Raw genomic sequence first — 17,709 nt, forward strand, 5'->3', positions numbered from 1 at the left:
CAGGGTCACGTCTCAGCCGGCGTCGTGCAGCGCGTAAAGAATGACCGACACCGTGCCCGCCGTTCCGCCGGGCACGTTCGGGTCGGCCACCCAGCTGAAGTTGGTTACTGACACGAGCCGTGCGCCCTGCTGCAGCCCACCAACAAAGGCAACCAGACCGTCACTATTACCAGCCAGTGAAACGGTCACCACGAGCGTTGCGAAGTTTGTAGCGGTCAGGCGAGCGGATGCCGCGACAGGCACTGGTTGCGCCGCATCAGCAGCATCAGCAGCAGTCGCAGCATCCGCTGTGGTGCCGGCGACCGCGCCGGGTGCGGCTGCGTCGGCCACGACCGGCGCATACGCCTCAACGTCCCCAACCGAGATCGCACTCACCTCCACAGCGTTGGCGTCGGCCAGGGTGCCGAGTTGGGCAATGAACGCCGGCAGACCTGCATCCGCCGGAACCGCTCTTTGCAGCGCGGCAAGGGAACGTTCGAGGCCCGCTATGCCATCAAGTTGGGTCTGCAAGTCGACGAGCTCTGCGCTATGCGCCTCATTTGTAGCGTCGACCGCGACGGCATCCGACAAGGCGCGCTGCGTCGCGCGCAGATTCGGGGCGATGCCGAAGATTCCGTCCATGATCACGACCAGCGCAATGAGTGCACCGGCCACGATCGACCAAAATCGAGTTCTCTCCATGCCTAGCCTCCCCACTCGGTGGGACCGTTGACGTACACACTCGCGTCGATGTGAACGGTGAGACCGACCTGATAGCTACCGGTGGCGGTGCGCGCCACGAGCCCGGGTTGCGCATCGGTGTACCCCGGCACACTTCGCACAGCAGTGAGCACCTGAGAGACCTCAGGAATGGTTGCGCTCGTCAGCGACAGCACCACCGTCGCCACCCGCTCCGGCTGCAACGGCAACGGCGACTGGCTGTAGGCAGATAGCGGCGAGGAGGCATCGATGGTGAGCGTTTCGATCGTGACCGACTCTGGCAGGATAACCCGCAGCGCGCGCAACCAGGCTGGCCAGTCAATTTCGGTCGACTCACCGAATTGCACGGCCGCTTGGGTGTCGTCGATCGAGCCGGTCACCCGGCGTAGTTCGCCGAATTTCGCCTGTTTCACCAACAGTTCCGTTGTCAACGACTGCGCGTTCGCGAGTACACGCTCGGCCTGCCCTGCCTGCCAGGCCGACGCGAAATGAGCGGCTCCCATCAACAGGGTCACCACGACACCGATGATCATTAGACGACCGCGCGCCCGACGACCCCGCCGGTTCGCCCGCACCTCGGGCGGAAGCAGCGACACCCTCGCTTCCCCACCGATAACAATCTTGACCGTCTTCGACGGTGCTGGACGGCGGGCAAAACTTTGAAGCGGCCGGCCAGCAGACGGCGACTCCCCGCTCATCACCTCGTTCCCGGTCATGCGTTGTTCCCGAGGGCGAGCCCGCAGGCAATCAGATAATCCCCGCCGGCGCGCTCGAGCTCACCGGCGATACCGGCTGACCCGATCAATATCCCTGCCGGGGTGACGGTCGGCGCGGTGACGGGCAAGCGGGTGAGATCGGTCAGCTGGTGCGCCATCTCGCCGAGCCTGGATCCACCGCCGGTTAGCACGATGCGCGCCACGGCAAGATCGGGCCGGGTATTGCTGAAGTAGGTTACGGTATTGCGCAGGCTCAGCAACAGTTCGTGGGTAACGTCACGCGCAATCGAGGCGGCCATCGGGTTTGCAGCAGCCACAGAGCCATCGACCAACGATCGTTTCAGCGTCTCGGACGCCGTATCGCCAAGGCCCAGCTGCAGTTTCACAGCTTTGCTGACGTCGTCGCCGCCGGCCGGGATTAAGCGCACGAATTGTGGCACTCGCCCGGCCGAGATGAGAACGCTCGTGGTCGCGGCCCCCACGTCGATCTGCGCGACAACGTCATCAGCTTCGCTGCCGCGGCAAATCACCCGACTCAACGCGAATGGAATGAGGTCAACGTCTACCGCGGTCAGGCCGGCGAGTTTGATGGCCTGCACGTTGGCCAGCACCGCCTCCTTCACCGCTGCGATCAAAAGCCCCTGAATTCGGGGTCCGTCATCGGTGGTCGCATCGGCGGCGAGATCGGCGATCGGATAAAAATCGAGCAGAGCATCACTGACCGGGAAGGAAAGTAGATCCTGAACCTGAAACGGTAACGACTCGCGGATGCGCCGCAGTGACATTCGAGGCACTGTCAGGTTGCGCACGATTACGCGATGGTTGCCCATACCGAGGATCACCTTCTTACTGGTGAATCCCCCCCTCGCCCACAGCCGTTTCAGTACGGCGCCGACAGCCTGTGGGTCGACCACCTCGCCGCGGCTAGCCGCGCCGGCCGGAAGCGGCTCTTCACCCAGGTGAACGATGACCGGTGAGGCGGTTGCGGCGCCGCGCACCTCGACCGCCCGCACCATGGTGCTGCCGATGTCAACCCCGACGATGCGAGTGCTAGCCATTGTCGGTGACATCCCGAATCGATACCCGGTCACCCAGCCGCGTGCCGACGCCAGTGGCTGGCGTTCCCGCCAGGCTGACACCGGGCACGGTTGCCGGTGCGAACCGAAAAATCGACGAGCCAGCCAGGCTCGACCTGCCCGAATACAGCTGGCCGTGCCAGATGGCCGACCCTTCAATCTTGACCTCGCACGGGCTGTAGATGAGTGCCGCGATGGTGCTGCCCGAGATGAACGAGCCGGCAACTCTCGACCCCGCGGCCATCGGGCAGCTAGGCACCCCATCGGCGACATCGTCGGGGGTGATGAGCCACAACTTCGCCGGGTTCACCGAGCTGAACTGGGCACTGCCCCCGAGATGAAAACTCTTCGCGATGATGGCCAGGTCGTTTTTTAGCGTGAGGATTTCCGCGCCGACGGTCGCAATGCCGCCGGGACAGCCGCGGGCATCAATAACGGTCGGAGAAGACGCGTGACTGTTCACGATGGGCTGCAGGGTGAGAAAGTTGCACGCGCCCGGCGCGGTAACCGTCGCGAATCCGGTCCAATCACTCGGCACGTAGTCAACGTCGACCCACCCGGGCACGGTCGGGGTATCGCTCGGTGCCGGGCCCACACCGGGCCCGGCCGGAACGATGGTCTTCTGCCCGAACACCCGGTCGGTGTTGCCGACGACCGACTGCGCGGTGAGGTTGCCCTTAATCTGAGCCGTCTGTTGCAGTGATGTCTGACCAGACGACCAGGCGTTTTTACCGACAATCGTGCTGCCGCGGAGGTCGATGGTGGCCGCGGTCACCGACCCGAGCACCTGCGAGGAATCCACGAGCGACAGGTTCTGGGTGAGCCAGGCATCACCGCCGACAATGGAGCTGAAGCTCGATTCGAGCGTCGGCGCCGTCACGCTTCCGTGCAGAATGGACGACTCCGAGAGCGTCACCTTCTGCTTGGCCCAGGCGCTGCCAAAGATCTGGCACGACTCCGCCAACCTGAGCACGCCCGCCGACACGACCACGTCAGCTTGCATCACCCCCGACCCCACACAGCTGGCGTTACCGTTCACTACCTGCACGACCGGCTTGGAGCCATTGAGGGCTTGGATTTGACTGGAGCCGAAGAATCCGACGGTGGAATAGGAATAGATGGCGGCTGCGCTCGCCTCGGACGTGGCCGCCGCTGGCACCGCCCGGTAGATGGCAGCCACGGTGCGAGTGGCTCTGGACAGCCCGGCGCCGGCAGCCGTTTCGGCCCGGCCGGTGGAGATAATGCGCACCTCGTTGAACGATCCGGTGGGGCATCCGCTGATAAAGGCACCAGCGGCCGAGGTGGTGTAGCTGACCGCGACCGAAAATACCGGCGAGCCCACTGGCGGTGTTAGAGCAGGGCAGACCGCGTGGCCGATGCTCGCGACGGTATAGTCGATGCCGGCCTCAGCGGCTGCCTGCGCCTGCACGGTGGCGCGGATGGTCCCGCTGACCCGCAGCGATCCGAGGGTGACACCGATCACCGTTGTGGCGACCACGGCCATGACCGCCATGATGCCGATGACGGCCAGCAAGGCGCTGCCACGCTCGCGGGCAGCGGATGCGGGGCGTTTCAGGGCGCGAAGCATGTGTTCGCCTCCGCTTCATTGCCACGGCTGGTCGAGGTTGTCGCGATTCGCACCGGCGCGCTGTCCGTACCGGAGTTCACGGCGAAGGTCAGGTGCAGGGTCGTTGATGTCGGCAGAGCGAAAACCGGGCTCGCCTGGTCGGGCTGAATGCCGGTGCCCAGCAGCGCCCAGCCGCCGCTCCCCGCCGCCAGGTCTGCCGCACTAGGAGCAACGATTCGAGCGGATGTCGGTGCCGCGCGAGTCGCGTACATGGCCCCGCCGTTGACCGGTGTGTAGTACCAGCCCTCGCACACGGTTACGATCTCAGTCGACGTACCGAGGCTGGTCAGCACGAGCAGCTGACCAGTCGACGCCGAGGTGAGCTTGAGTTCGGTGGCCGCCCGAACCCCCGCGTGCACCGATTGGGCAATGATCTGGCCGACGCTCGAGGCCTGCGAGCGCTCGCTGACCCGGCGTTGCGCGGTGAGTGAATTGACGAGCATGCCGCCAACGAGGGCGAGCACGAGTACGGAGAGTCCCGAATAAATGAGCAATTCAACCAGGGTGATGCCTCGCTCCCCGGAGCGGCGTCGGACCGGCGGAGAATGCGGCATTCTCACCCCGTCACCAGAATGAGCGTGGTGGCCTCGGCGACGACGCGACCGGCTCGCAGGTCGGTCACCGATACGTGCACGGAGACCGTAGTCGGCAGAGCCGCCGCGGCGGGGCACACGATCGGTTCGATCCGCGGCTTGAGCGGCTGGCCGTTCGGGTCGAAGACCGGCCGGCTCGTTGCGGCGAACGCGGAAAGCGTGGCGCATTCGGCGCCGATGGAGCGCATGTCTTCCATTTCTCGTACGACCAGTTGCGTCGCCGTGGCCAGGGTCGAATTGGCGATCGAAGCCTGCAACGCCTGCGTGAACAGGGGCAGCAGTCCGAGCGCCATAACGGTGAGCAGAAACATCGACACGATGATCTCGACCATTCCAAACCCGTGCTCGCTTGCCGCGGCCGGCGCGGAGTACGGATTCATTCCGTTGGCTCGTTGTTCTCGCCGGCCCGGCGAAGGAGCCCTGAGCCCTCGCATCCGCTGGGTTATTCGATCTTGGTGGCGGCTTCGGAATCGGTGGTCGTGTAGCCGTGGTTGGTGGCCGAAGCAACCGTGTCGGAGGTGCCCTTCTTCCAGAAGCCGGTGATGATGAAGCCGTCGGATCCCACCGCGGCGATGAGAATATCGACATCGGCGCTCTCGTTGTAGGCGCTGAGCCCGGTACCGTCGGTGCCGGCGGTCGTCAGCGCTTCGGCGACGGTGTCGCCACCCGACAGCTCAACGGCGAGGGCCGTTCGGGCCTGGGTGACCTGTGCGGCGACCGCGCTGTCTTTGGCGCCGTCTTGTTGACCAATGTAGAGCGGGATGGCGACGGCGGCGAGAATGCCGATAATCAGCACAACGACGAGAAGCTCAATGAGCGTGAACCCGTGCTCACGGTTCTGAAGCGACTGGCGCTTGCGCCACAATCTGTTTATGAATCGAGGCGACATGTTTAATTCCCTTGTTCCACGTTGTGCACTGCGAAAGCGCAGTGCTCCCTCGTTGAGCATAGGCTCTTTCTACCCCCTTAAGGGGGGTATTTTATATTCGTGTGGATAACGATTCGAACAACTATTTGACGACCTCGAAGATGCTGAACATGGGCAGGTACAGCGCCACGACCATCCCCCCAATGACGACCCCAATGAAAGCGATCATGAGCGGTTCGATGAGGGCAGTGAGTTGCTCGGTCATGGCACGTACCTCCTGGTCATAGAAGTCAGCGACCTTGCCCAGCATCTGTTCGAGCGCTCCGGCATCTTCACCGACGGCGATCATCTGCGTGACCATCGCCGGGAACAACGGCTCCTCGGCGAGCGGTTCGGCTATGGAGCGCCCCTCCCGCACCGATTCGTGCACCTTCACGAGGGCCTGCTGCAACACCCAGTTGCCTGAGGTCTCCCCGACGATACCGAGCGAACTCAAAATCGGAACACCGGATCCGATCATGGTGGCCAGGTTGCGGCTGAACCGGGCGATGGCGAGTTTAGCCAGCAGCGGGCCGAACACCGGCAGTTTGAGCTTGAGCGGGTCAACGACCCGACGCACCCGGTCAGTGTTCTTGTGGCGCCGCCACCAGACGGCCGCGAAGATACCCCCGACGACAAGCACCGGGCCGAGCCAGATCAGCGTGCGCGACAGCACGACGAGAACCTGGGTGGCCAGCGGCAGCTCACCGCCAAGGTCTTTGAACATCTTCTCGAAGATCGGCACGATAAAGATCAGCATTCCTATTACGGCAACGACGGCCATCAGCAGCACGATCACGGGATAGGCCAGCGCCGACTTGATCGTGTCGCGCAGTTTGCCCTCCGACTCAAAATTCTCGGCGATGCTCGTGAGGGCCTGCTCGAGAAAACCGCCGGTCTCCCCCGCCCGCACCAGATTCACCATGATCGGGGGAAAAATAGACACATGCTTCGCCATGGCGTCCGACAGGGCGACGCCGGTCTCAACCTCGGTGCGAATACGCCCGAGACTCTGCGCGAGCACTTTATTCTCCGTCTGCTCAGCCAGAATGTTCAGGGTACGCAGCAGCGAGAGCCCGGCCGAGGTCATCGTGGCGAGCTGACGGCTCATGATGGCCAGGTCTTTAAGACCGACTCTCTTTTGGAGGCCGGGAATGTGGATCTCCCGGCGGAGGCCACCGGCATCCTCGACGGGCGAAATCGAAATAGGTGACAAACCCATCCCCTTCAGCCGCGCCAGAGCTGCCTCCTCCGAGGCGGCAAGCAGGCGCCCCTTCACCACCCGGTCGGCGGCGTTCCGACAGGCGTAGGCGAAGGCGACCTGGGCAGACACTTAGGGTTCCCGCGGCGAGAATGAGTCGTCAAAGTCGATCTCGGAGCGAGCGCGCGGGTGTGCAAGCTCGGCCTCCGGCAGGCCCCGGCGCAGCAGTTGCTCCAGCGAGGCCGGGTCCTGAGCTTTGGCCTGGGCGGCTTCCCGGCTGATCACACCGCTGATCACGAGGTCGGCCAGGCTCTGATCCATCGTGTTCATGCCGAGCGCCCGCCCCGCCTGCATCGACGAGGGAATCTGGTAGGTTTTGCCCTCACGAATGAGGTTCGCGACGGCGGGGGTCGCCACGAGCACCTCGATGGCAACGGCACGCCCGCCCCCGATCTTCTTGACCAAGGCCTGGCTAACGACGCCCTGCAGGGTCGCGGCGAGCTGTGCGCGCACCTGTTCCTGCTGGTAGGGGGGAAACACGTCGATGATGCGGTCGATGGTCTGGGCGGCATTCTGCGTGTGCAGGGTGGCAAACACGAGGTGGCCAGTCTCGGCCGCAGTCAAGGCGACCGAGATGGTCTCGAGGTCGCGCAGTTCGCCGATCAGAATCACGTCGGGATCCTGCCGCAGTACGTGCTTGAGAGCGGATGCGAAACTGTGCGTGTCGTGGCCCACCTCGCGTTGGTTGACGAGCGATTTCTGATGCTTGTGCAGAAATTCGATCGGATCTTCAACCGTGACGATGTGGTCGGCCCTGGTGCGATTGACCAGATCGATGAGGGCCGCGAGGGTCGTGGACTTTCCCGATCCGGTCGGTCCGGTCACCAGCACGAGGCCGCGGGGCAGTTGGGCGAAGTGACCCACCGATTGCGGAACACCGAGCTCGGCGAGCTGCTTGATCTCGCGAGGTATCAACCTGAACGCGCCACCAACGGAGCTGCGCTGTACAAAGTAATTCACCCGAAACCGCGCCCCGCCGGCCGTGTATGCGAAGTCGAGTTCAAGTTCCCTCTCGAACTGCTCGAGCTGCACCGGGGTCAGCAGGCTGTGCAGGGCGGACGTGACCTTGTCGCGCATCCACTTGCTGGAATTGTCGAGCGGGCGTAAGTTGCCGTCCATCCGTATGCACGGTGGGGCACCCACGGTGACGTGCAGGTCTGAGGCGCCGAGGTCGAGCACCTCAAGCAGGGCGGCGATCAGGTCGGGATCAGGGCCTTCGTCGAACGGGGAACGCTGGTGGCGTCGGGTCGGCTCGACGAACTCGTCGACAGTTTCGTCCTCGGCTCTTGCCGCCGTTCGACGCCCGGCCGGTGCGTTTGCGTCGAGGGCGGGGTCGTCGAGCGGCCATGCCGTGCCGGATGATCCCGGGGGCGTCACCGGAATCTCGTAAATGGGGTGGGTCATGATACTGGTCCTTTCGACCTAAGAGACCACGCGCAGGATTTCTTCGATGGAGGTGAGGCCCAGGCGCACCTTGGCCCAGCCGTCGTCGCGCAGGGCGATCATGCCCTGCTCCCTTGCCGCGAGGGCAATGGCCGCACTCGATGCCCGAGCCACACAGAGACGTTCGATTTCTTCGGTGACCGTCATCACCTCGTGAATGGCGAGCCGTCCGCGATAGCCGGTATGGGAACAGTTCATGCAGCCGGCCGCCTTGTAGATCACGGTCGCAACCCCGCTCGATGCCAGACCTTTGGGTTCGGAGGGAAAGTTCATTTGGGCTAGTTCGCCGTCACCGCGCGCATCGGGCAGCTTGCACCGGTCGCACAGGCGTCGGGCCAGCCGTTGGGCAACCACGCAGTCAAGTGCGCTGCCGACCAGAAACGGTTCGATGCCCATTTCGGTGAGACGGGTGATCGCACTCGGCGCGTCGTTGGTGTGCAGGGTGGTGAGCACGAGGTGTCCGGTGAGCGCCGCTTCAATGGCGATCTGCGCGGTCTCGTGGTCGCGAACCTCGCCGAGCAACACCACATCGGGGTCGCTTCGCAAAATGGCGCGTAGGGCGCTCGCGAACGTGAGTCCCGCTTTCGGGTTTACCTGCACCTGGTTGATTCCCGCCATGCGGTACTCGACCGGATCCTCCACGGTGATGACATTAATCTCGGGACGCGCGACGGAGTTGAGGGTCGTGTAGAGGGTGGTTGACTTGCCCGACCCGGTCGGGCCCGTGACGAGGATCATGCCGTAAGGCTTGGAATATGCCGCGCGGTAGGCCGCGAAGTTGTGCTCAAGCAGGTTGAGGTCGAGCAGGTTCATGCTCGTCGTGGAGTTGTCGAGAATTCGCATGACGACCTTCTCGCCCCACACGGTCGGCAGGGTCGCGACGCGCAAGTCGATGGTACGACCACCGTGACTGACCGACATGCGGCCGTCCTGCGGCTTGCGCCGTTCGGCAATATCGATGTCGGCCATGATTTTGAGACGGCTGATCACACCGTTTTGTATGCTCTTGGGCGCGCTTGGCATCTCGTGCAGTACGCCGTCAATGCGGTACCGCACCCGCAGGCTTTGCTCCCCCGGCTCGATGTGAATGTCAGAGGCTTTGTCCTGGATCGCCTGGCTGACCAGCAGATTCACGAAACGTACGATCGGTGCCGTATCGACGTTCGACTCGGCAGCACCGATCGTGGCAGTACGGGTCGGAGCGTTCTCCTCTTCAAGGGTCGTCGTGAGGTTACTGAGTTCGCTGTCGGCACGGTGCACGCGGGCCAGCGCCGCGAGCAGGTCGCTGCGTTCAGCGACGACCGCTGCGACCCGCATCTTTGCGCTTTCACGAACGTCATCGAGGGCAACAACGTTGCCGGGATTAACCATGGCCAGCACGAGTTCTCCACCAGCGATGGCGATCGGCAGCACCTCGTGGCGACGGCAAAGACCCGGTGAGACGAGCGCGAGGGCGATGGGATCAATCGTGTAGTCGAACAGCTCCACAAAGGGAAGGTTGGCCTGCGCGGCCCGGGCCCTGGCGAAGTCAATTTCAGAAATTGCCCCGCTGTCTACCAGCCGGCGCACGGCGCCCTCGTCGGCCGGGTCCCCCGCCATCAGGGTGTCGAGAACCTCGATGGGAAGAAGACCGTGCAGAATGAGAATCTCGGTCAGGGTTGCCACACGAGCCTCCCCCGAACTGGTCACATTTACTCTAGACCCTGAGTATACGTCCCCGCTCCCGTTTCCGCGTTCCCGCCTCCCCGTTTCCCCCTTTTCTGCCCGGCCCCGAGAACTGGGCGGCGGGGCGCAAAGCATCCGGCGGCATCCGCGGGCCGGCCCGTACTTAAACGACGGATGGCCCCTGCCGAAGCAGGGGCCATCCGTTGAGGGCTACGAGTTACTAGTTGTACGTACCCGGAGTCAGGTCGTCCGACGAGAAGCTGTCGAAGTCAACGAAGCTCAGGTCACCCTCGGTGAACGTTGCATCTTCGGTGAAGATACGGTTCGGGTAACGCTCAGCCTTGGCCTCATCCGTTGCCTCGACGGTGACGTCGCGGTAACGGGGAAGGCCGGTGCCGGCGGGGATCAACTTACCGATAATGACGTTCTCCTTGAGGCCCATCAGCGGGTCGCTCTTGCCTTCCATGGCCGCCTGGGTCAGAACCCGGGTGGTTTCCTGGAAGGAAGCGGCCGAAAGCCAGGACTCTGTCGCGAGGGACGCCTTGGTGATACCCATGACCTCCTGGCGAGCGGATGCCGTCTTCTTGCCCTCGGTAAGCGCGGTGCGGTTGAGGTCGTTGTACTTCAACCGGTCAACGAGCTCGCCCGGAAGCAGCCCGGTGTCGCCGTGCTCAACGACGGTCACCTTACGAAGCATCTGGCGAACGATGACCTCGATGTGCTTGTCGTGAATTGGTACACCCTGCGAACGGTAGACCTCCTGTACACCGGAGACGAGGTGCTTCTGCACCGCGCGAACACCCTTGACGCGAAGAACTTCCTTCGGGTCGACGGCGCCGATGATGATCTGGGTACCGAGTTCAACGTGCTGGCCGTCCTCAACGAGCAGGGTCGAACGCTTGAGCACCGGGTAGGCGATAGCTTCGTCGCCACTGTCGGGGGTCAGGATGACCTTGCGGCCCTTGTCCGAATCCTCAATAGTGATGCGTCCGGCGGAGTCAACGATGGGAGACGCACCCTTGGGGGTACGCGCCTCGAAGAGTTCCTGAACACGCGGCAGACCCTGGGTGATGTCGTCAGCGGATGCCGACCCACCCGTGTGGAAGGTACGCATGGTCAGCTGGGTGCCGGGCTCACCGATGGACTGCGCGGCGATGATACCGACGGCCTCACCGATGTCGACGAGCTGGCCCGTGGCGAGCGACCGGCCGTAGCAGACCGCACACACACCGACGGCCGACTCGCAGGTGAGCACGGAACGCACCTTGATGGTTTCGACACCACCGGCGATGAGCTTGGCGATGAGCACGTCTCCGACGTCGGCTCCGGCGTCGGCGATGACCTCACCGGCAGCGTTGGTCGCGGCTGCGGCCAGGCTGCGAGCGTAGACCGCGTTCTCAACGTTGAAGTCGACCAGAAGGCCGCCATCTTCGTCGCGAAGGAGGGCGCCAGTGGCGTCGGTTCCGGCGATGGGCAGTTCCAGACCCTTCGTCGTTCCGCAGTCGTCTTCGCGAATGATGACATCCTGCGACACGTCCACGAGACGACGGGTGAGGTATCCCGAGTCAGCGGTACGCAGAGCCGTGTCGGCCAGACCCTTACGAGCACCGTGAGTAGCAATGAAGTACTCGGCCACTGACAGGCCTTCGCGGTAGCTCGAGATGATCGGGCGAGGGATGATCTCACCCTTCGGGTTGTTCACGAGGCCTCGCATGCCGGCGATGTTTCGCACCTGCAGCCAGTTACCACGTGCACCAGAGGTGACCATGCGGTTGATGGTGTTGTCGGCCGGGAAGTTGGACTGCATGGCTGCAGCAACATCTTCCGTGGCGCGGGTCCAGATCTGGATGAGCTCCTGGCGACGCTCAAGGTCGGTGGTCAGACCCTTGTCGAACTGTCCCTGAACCTTCGCGGCCTGCTTCTCGTAACCGGCGACGATCTCCTTCTTATTCGGAGGCGTCAGGATGTCGCTGAGAGCCACGGTCACGCCGCTTCGGGTTGCCCAGTAGAAACCGGCATCCTTGATGCGGTCGAGCGTTGCAGCAACCTCCACCTTGACGTACCGCTCCGCGAGGTCGTTGACAATGGTCGACATGGTGACCTTGTTGGCAACGTCTTCGAAGTACGGGTAGTCGGCCGGAAGCGCCTCGTTGAAAATGGCGCGACCAAGGCTCGTGGTGACGAGAACGGTTCCGACGGCCTGGCCCTTGACCAGTTCAACGCCCTCGGGCTGGGTGCCCTCGGTGAAGAACTTGTCGGTCAAGCGGATGCGAACCTTGGCATTCAGGTCGAGCGACTTCTGGTCGAACGCAAGAATGGCCTCTGACACGGTGGAGAATGCGCGGCCTTCTCCGACCACACCGTCCTTCAACGTGGTGAGGTGGTGCAGACCGATGATCATGTCCTGGGTGGGCAGGGTCACCGGACGGCCGTCAGAGGGCTTGAGGATGTTGTTCGAGGCGAGCATCAGGATGCGTGCCTCGGCCTGGGCCTCAACCGAGAGCGGAAGGTGGACGGCCATCTGGTCACCGTCGAAGTCGGCGTTGAACGCCGCGCAGACGAGGGGGTGCAGCTGGATTGCCTTACCTTCAACGAGCTGAGGTTCGAAGGCCTGGATGCCCAGACGGTGCAGGGTGGGTGCACGGTTGAGCATGACCGGGCGCTCGCGGATGATCTCCTCAAGCACGTCCCAGACCTGCGGGCGCGAGCGCTCCACCATCCGCTTGGCTGCCTTGATGTTCTGAGCGTGGCTCAGGTCAATCAGGCGCTTGATCACGAACGGCTTGAACAGCTCCAGAGCCATCTGCTTGGGCAGACCACACTGGTGCAGTTTGAGCTGCGGGCCGACGACAATGACCGAACGGCCAGAGTAGTCCACGCGCTTACCGAGCAGGTTCTGACGGAAACGACCCTGCTTACCCTTGAGCATGTCGCTCAGGGACTTGAGGGCACGGTTACCGGTACCCGTCACCGGACGACCACGACGACCGTTGTCGAACAGTGCGTCGACGGCTTCCTGCAGCATCCGCTTCTCGTTGTTCACGATGATCTCGGGGGCACCGAGGTCAAGCAGACGACGCAGGCGGTTGTTGCGGTTGATCACACGACGGTAGAGGTCGTTCAGGTCGCTGGTCGCGAAACGGCCACCGTCGAGCTGCACCATCGGGCGGAGTTCCGGCGGCAGCACGGGAACGACGTCGAGCACCATTCCGGCCGGCGAGTTGCCGGTCATGATGAACGCGTTGACCACGCGCAGGCGCTTGATGGCGCGGATCTTCTTCTGACCCTTGCCCTCGGCGATCTGCAGATGCAGGTTTTCGCTCTCGGTGACGAGGTCGAAAGCCTCGAGGCGCTTCTTGATGGCTTCGGCGCCCATGTAGGCCTCGAAGTACATGCCGAAACGGTCCTGAAGCTCGTGAAAAACGGAGTCTTCCGGCTTCAGGTCGCCGACCTTGAGGGTGCGGAAGTCTTCCCACACGCGCTCAAGGTGCGCGATCTGCTCGTCCAGGGACTTGCGAACCTGGCCCATTTCCTTTTCAGCGGCGTCCTTCGTGCGCTTCTTCTGGTCACTCTTGGCGCCCTCGGCCTCCAGCGCTGCGAGGTCGGTTTCGAGGCGCTGCAGGCGATCAGCGATGCGTGAATCACGGCTGGACTCGATGGTCTTGAGTTCGAGGCGCAGCTCGTTCTCCAGGCCAGGCATGTCCTGGTGGCGACCGTCTTCGTCCACCGTGATGACCATGTAGGCGGCGAAGTAGATGACCTTTTCGAGGTCCTTCGGGGCCATGTCCAGCAGGTAACCCAGACGCGAGGGCACACCCTTGAAGTACCAGATGTGTGTGACCGGGGCAGCCAGTTCGATGTGGCCCATGCGCTCACGGCGCACCGACGACTTCGTTACCTCTACACCGCAACGCTCGCAGACGATGCCTTTGAAGCGAACACGCTTGTACTTGCCGCACGAGCATTCCCAGTCCCGTGAGGGTCCGAAGATCTGTTCGCCGAACAGGCCGTCTTTTTCCGGCTTGAGCGTGCGGTAGTTGATGGTTTCGGGCTTCTTGACCTCACCGTGCGACCAACGACGGATGTCGTCTGCGGTAGCCAGGCCAATACGAAGCTCGTCAAATGTTGTTACGTCGAGCAATTTCTCTCCTTGGAAAGTTTTCGAAGTTTCTTTGGACCGGGCTTAGATGTCGTCGATAGACGACGACTCAAACCGGGTGGAAATGTTGATGCCGAGCTCTTCCGCAGCACGGAACACCTCGTCATCCGTGTCGCGCAGGCTGACTGCGGTGCCGTCGGCCGAGAGCACCTCGACGTTCAAGCACAGCGACTGCATTTCCTTGATCAGAACCTTGAAGCTCTCGGGAATGCCGGGTTCCTGAATGTTCTCACCCTTGACGATGGCTTCGTACACCTTGACGCGGCCGAGGATATCGTCGGATTTGATGGTCAGGAGTTCCTGCAGGGCGTAAGCGGCTCCGTATGCTTCGAGCGCCCACACCTCCATCTCACCGAAACGCTGTCCACCGAACTGCGCCTTACCACCCAGCGGCTGCTGCGTGATCATGGAGTACGGACCGGTTGAACGCGCGTGGATCTTGTCGTCAACGAGGTGGTGCAGCTTCAGGATGTACATGTAGCCAACGGACACCGGCATCGGGAACGGCTCGCCGGAGCGGCCGTCGAAGAGCTGGGTCTTTCCGGTGGAACCGATGAGGCGTTCGCCGTCGCGGGTCAAGGTCGTGGAGTCCAGAAGACCCTCGATCTCGATCTCGAGCGCACCGTCGAACACCGGGGTGGCGACCTTCGTGCCGGGGGCGGCGCTGAAGGCCTGCTCCGGAAGACGAGCAGCCCATTTCGGCTTACCCTCGACGTTCCAGCCCTGCTTCGCGATCCAGCCGAGGTGCGTTTCAAGCACCTGGCCGAAGTTCATGCGACCGGGGATACCGAGCGGGTTGAGGATGATGTCGACCGGGGTCCCATCGGCGAGGAACGGCATATCCTCGATCGGCAGGATCCGGGAGATAACACCCTTGTTGCCGTGACGGCCGGCGAGCTTGTCGCCCTCGGTGATCTTTCGCTTCTGGGCGATGAACACGACCACGCGCTGGTTGACGCCAGAGCCGAGCTCGTCGTCGCCGTCTTGCGAGTCGAACACCTTGACACCGATGATGGTGCCGCGCTCACCGTGGGGAACCTTGAGGCTCGTGTCGCGAACTTCGCGGCTCTTCTCGTTGAAGATGGCGCGCAGCAGGCGTTCCTCGGCAGAAAGCTCGGTCTCGCCCTTGGGCGTGACCTTGCCGACGAGGATGTCGCCGGGGCGAACCTCGGCTCCGATGCGAATGATGCCACGCTCGTCGAGGTCGGCGAGGAAGTCCGGCGACACATTGGGAAGGTCGCGAGTGATCTCTTCCTTACCCAACTTGGTGTCGCGGGCATCCACTTCGTACTCTTCGATGTGAATCGACGAGAGGGTGTCATCTTTCACCAGGTTCTGGCTCAGAATGATCGCGTCCTCGAAGTTGTAGCCTTCCCACGGCATGAATGCCACGAGCAGGTTCTTTCCGAGGGCAAGTTCGCCCTGGTCCGTTGCCGGGCCGTCGGCGATAACCTCGCCGGCTTCGATGCGCTCACCGGCGTTGACGATCACGCGGTGGTTGAAGCTCGTGCCCTGGTTGGAGCGGCTGAACTTGCGCAGGTAGTAGTCCTGCGTGCCGCCCTCATCGAGCTGAATGGTGACGACGTCAGCCGACACCTCGGAGACCACACCGGGCTTCAAGGCGGTGAGCACGTCACCGGCGTCGATGGCCGTGTAGACCTCCATGCCGGTTCCGACCAGCGGGCTGTCGCTGAGCAGCAGCGGCACCGCCTGACGCTGCATGTTGGCACCCATGAGTGCGCGGTTGGCATCGTCGTGCTCAAGGAACGGGATGAGGCTGGTCGCGACCGACACCATCTGGCGCGGCGAGACGTCCATGTAGCCGATGTCTTCAGCGGGAACGAGGTCGACCTCGCCACCCTTCTTACGAGCGAGCACGCGGGCCTCGGCAAAGTGCGAGTCCTTGGTGAGCGGCGCGTTGGCCTGGGCGACGATGAAGTCGTCCTCTTCGCTCGCGGTGAGGTAGTCGATGGTCTCGGTGACCTTGTTGTTGAGAACACGACGGTACGGCGTCTCGATGAAACCGAACGCATTGATCTGCGCGAACGAGGCGAGCGAGCCGATCAGGCCAATGTTCGGGCCTTCCGGGGTCTCAATGGGGCACATGCGGCCGTAGTGCGAGGGGTGAACGTCTCGCACCTCGACGCCGGCGCGGTCACGGGAGAGACCACCCGGGCCGAGCGCAGACAAACGGCGCTTGTGCGTGAGGCCAGCGAGCGGGTTGTTCTGGTCCATGAACTGCGACAGCTGGCTCGTTCCGAAGAATTCCTTGATCGCGGCAACGACGGGGCGCACGTTGATCAGGGTCTGCGGGGTGATCGCTTCGATGTCCTGCGTGGTCATGCGCTCGCGAACGACGCGCTCCATGCGGGACAGGCCGGTGCGCACCTGGTTCTGGATGAGCTCGCCAACGGCACGGATACGACGGTTACCGAAGTGGTCGATGTCGTCGATGTCGATGTTGATGTCGGTCATCTTGCCGTCGCGCAGGCCCTTGAGGGTGGTCTGGTTGTCGTGCAGGGCGACGAGGTACTTGATGGTGGCCAGGATGTCCTGGAGCGTCAGTACGGAGTCACTCAGCGGAGCCTCAAGGCCGAGCTTGCGGTTGATCTTGTAGCGACCAACCTTGGCCAGGTCGTAGCGCTTGGAGTTGAAGAAGAAGTTGTCCAGGAGTGCGCGGGCAGCCTCAGCGGCAACCTGCTCTCCGGGGCGAAGCTTGCGATAGATGTCTTTAAGGGCTTCTTCCTTGGTGAGGATGTTGTCCTTCTCAAGGGTGAGCTCAATCGAGGCGTAGCCCTTGAACTCTTCGAGAATCTGCTCGCTGGTCAGTCCGAGTGCCTTCAGGAAGACGGTGACGGACTGCTTGCGCTTGCGGTCGATGCGCACGCCAACCTGGTCGCGCTTGTCGATCTCGAATTCAAGCCAGGCACCACGGCTGGGAATGACGCGGGCGGAGTAGATGTCCTTGTCAGACGTTTTCTCCTGCTCGCGGTTGAAGTACACGCCCGGGGAGCGCACCAGCTGCGAAACGACGACACGCTCGGTGCCGTTGATCACGAAGGTGCCCTTGGGGGTCATCAACGGAAAGTCACCCATGAACACGGTCTGAGTCTTGATCTCACCGGTGAGGTGGTTCATGAACTCGGCGTTCACGTAGAGCGGTGCGGAGTAGGTCTTACCCTTTTCCTTGCACTCGTCAATGGTGTACTTCTCCGGCTCGAGCTCCGGATTGGTGAAGGACAGCTGCATCGTTTCGCCGAGGTCTTCGATGGGCGAGATCTCCTCGAAGATCTCATCGAGTCCGGTGCGATTGGGCAGGTCCTGGCGTCCGGCTTTCTGGGCCTCGGCGACGCGAGCCTTCCAGATGTCGTTGCCGACGAGCCAGTCGAAGCTCTCGGTCTGCAAAGCAAGCAGATCCGGAACGTTCAAGTGGTCGCTGATCTTTGCGAACGACAGACGCTCGTGGGAGCGGCCGTTCTTGGGTGAGTTGGTGGTTGCGTTGCGCGCAGCAGCCAAGGAAATAACCTCCGTGGACCCCGTCAGGTCTAGTTACTGTTATTGGT

The 17,709-nt window shown here is 62.9% G+C and carries 12 protein-coding genes; all 12 read right to left on the bottom strand.

Features of this window, described 5'->3' with window-relative positions; translation table 11 throughout:
* Window positions 1–12: 12 nt before the first annotated feature.
* The 12 genes from QMK31_RS06145 to rpoB all read right to left on the bottom strand — a co-directional run bounded on the left by QMK31_RS06145 (window position 13) and on the right by rpoB (window position 17,662).
* Window positions 13–681: a hypothetical protein gene (locus QMK31_RS06145; protein ID WP_283500054.1), complete on the bottom strand. Its 669-nt coding sequence runs from the start codon at window positions 679–681 to the stop codon at window positions 13–15.
* A gap of 2 nt (window positions 682–683) precedes the next feature.
* Entirely contained in the window at window positions 684–1,415 is a 732-nt protein-coding gene (locus QMK31_RS06150) for a hypothetical protein (RefSeq protein ID WP_283500055.1), read from the bottom strand.
* Window positions 1,412–2,473, bottom strand: a complete 1,062-nt coding sequence (pilM, locus tag QMK31_RS06155) for a type IV pilus assembly protein PilM (protein WP_283500056.1) — start codon at window positions 2,471–2,473, stop codon at window positions 1,412–1,414. Before pilM ends, QMK31_RS06150 begins: the two co-directional genes overlap by 4 nt.
* Window positions 2,466–4,079: a hypothetical protein gene (locus QMK31_RS06160; RefSeq protein ID WP_283500057.1), complete on the bottom strand. Its 1,614-nt coding sequence runs from the start codon at window positions 4,077–4,079 to the stop codon at window positions 2,466–2,468. The genes pilM and QMK31_RS06160 overlap by 8 nt, the downstream gene beginning before the upstream one ends.
* Window positions 4,064–4,672 carry a hypothetical protein gene (locus QMK31_RS06165; RefSeq protein WP_283500058.1) on the bottom strand — a complete coding sequence of 203 codons (609 nt, stop codon included), beginning with the start codon at window positions 4,670–4,672 and terminating at the stop codon, window positions 4,064–4,066. The genes QMK31_RS06160 and QMK31_RS06165 overlap by 16 nt, the downstream gene beginning before the upstream one ends.
* Window positions 4,673–4,674: 2 nt before the next feature.
* The gene (locus tag QMK31_RS06170; protein ID WP_283500059.1) at window positions 4,675–5,091 is read right to left on the bottom strand and encodes a type IV pilus modification PilV family protein; all 417 of its coding nucleotides are present in this window, start codon (window positions 5,089–5,091) and stop codon (window positions 4,675–4,677) included.
* A gap of 62 nt (window positions 5,092–5,153) precedes the next feature.
* Entirely contained in the window at window positions 5,154–5,600 is a 447-nt protein-coding gene (locus QMK31_RS06175) for a type IV pilin protein (RefSeq protein WP_283500060.1), read from the bottom strand.
* Between the two features lie 121 nt (window positions 5,601–5,721).
* Entirely contained in the window at window positions 5,722–6,951 is a 1,230-nt protein-coding gene (locus QMK31_RS06180; RefSeq protein ID WP_283500061.1) for a type II secretion system F family protein, read from the bottom strand.
* Window positions 6,952–8,283, bottom strand: a complete 1,332-nt coding sequence (locus tag QMK31_RS06185; protein WP_283500062.1) for a type IV pilus twitching motility protein PilT — start codon at window positions 8,281–8,283, stop codon at window positions 6,952–6,954. It abuts the gene before it with no gap.
* 18 nt (window positions 8,284–8,301) lie between these two features.
* Entirely contained in the window at window positions 8,302–9,987 is a 1,686-nt protein-coding gene (locus QMK31_RS06190; protein WP_283500063.1) for a GspE/PulE family protein, read from the bottom strand.
* Window positions 9,988–10,207: 220 nt separating this feature from the next.
* Window positions 10,208–14,128: a DNA-directed RNA polymerase subunit beta' gene (locus QMK31_RS06195; protein WP_283500064.1), complete on the bottom strand. Its 3,921-nt coding sequence runs from the start codon at window positions 14,126–14,128 to the stop codon at window positions 10,208–10,210.
* 42 nt (window positions 14,129–14,170) lie between these two features.
* A complete protein-coding gene (gene rpoB / locus QMK31_RS06200; RefSeq protein ID WP_283500065.1) occupies window positions 14,171–17,662 on the bottom strand; it encodes a DNA-directed RNA polymerase subunit beta in 3,492 nt (1,163 codons plus the stop codon).
* Window positions 17,663–17,709 lie beyond the last annotated feature (47 nt).

This window comes from Cryobacterium sp. PH31-O1 (assembly GCF_030063455.1).
In the GTDB taxonomy this organism is placed as follows: Bacteria; Actinomycetota; Actinomycetes; order Actinomycetales; family Microbacteriaceae; genus Cryobacterium.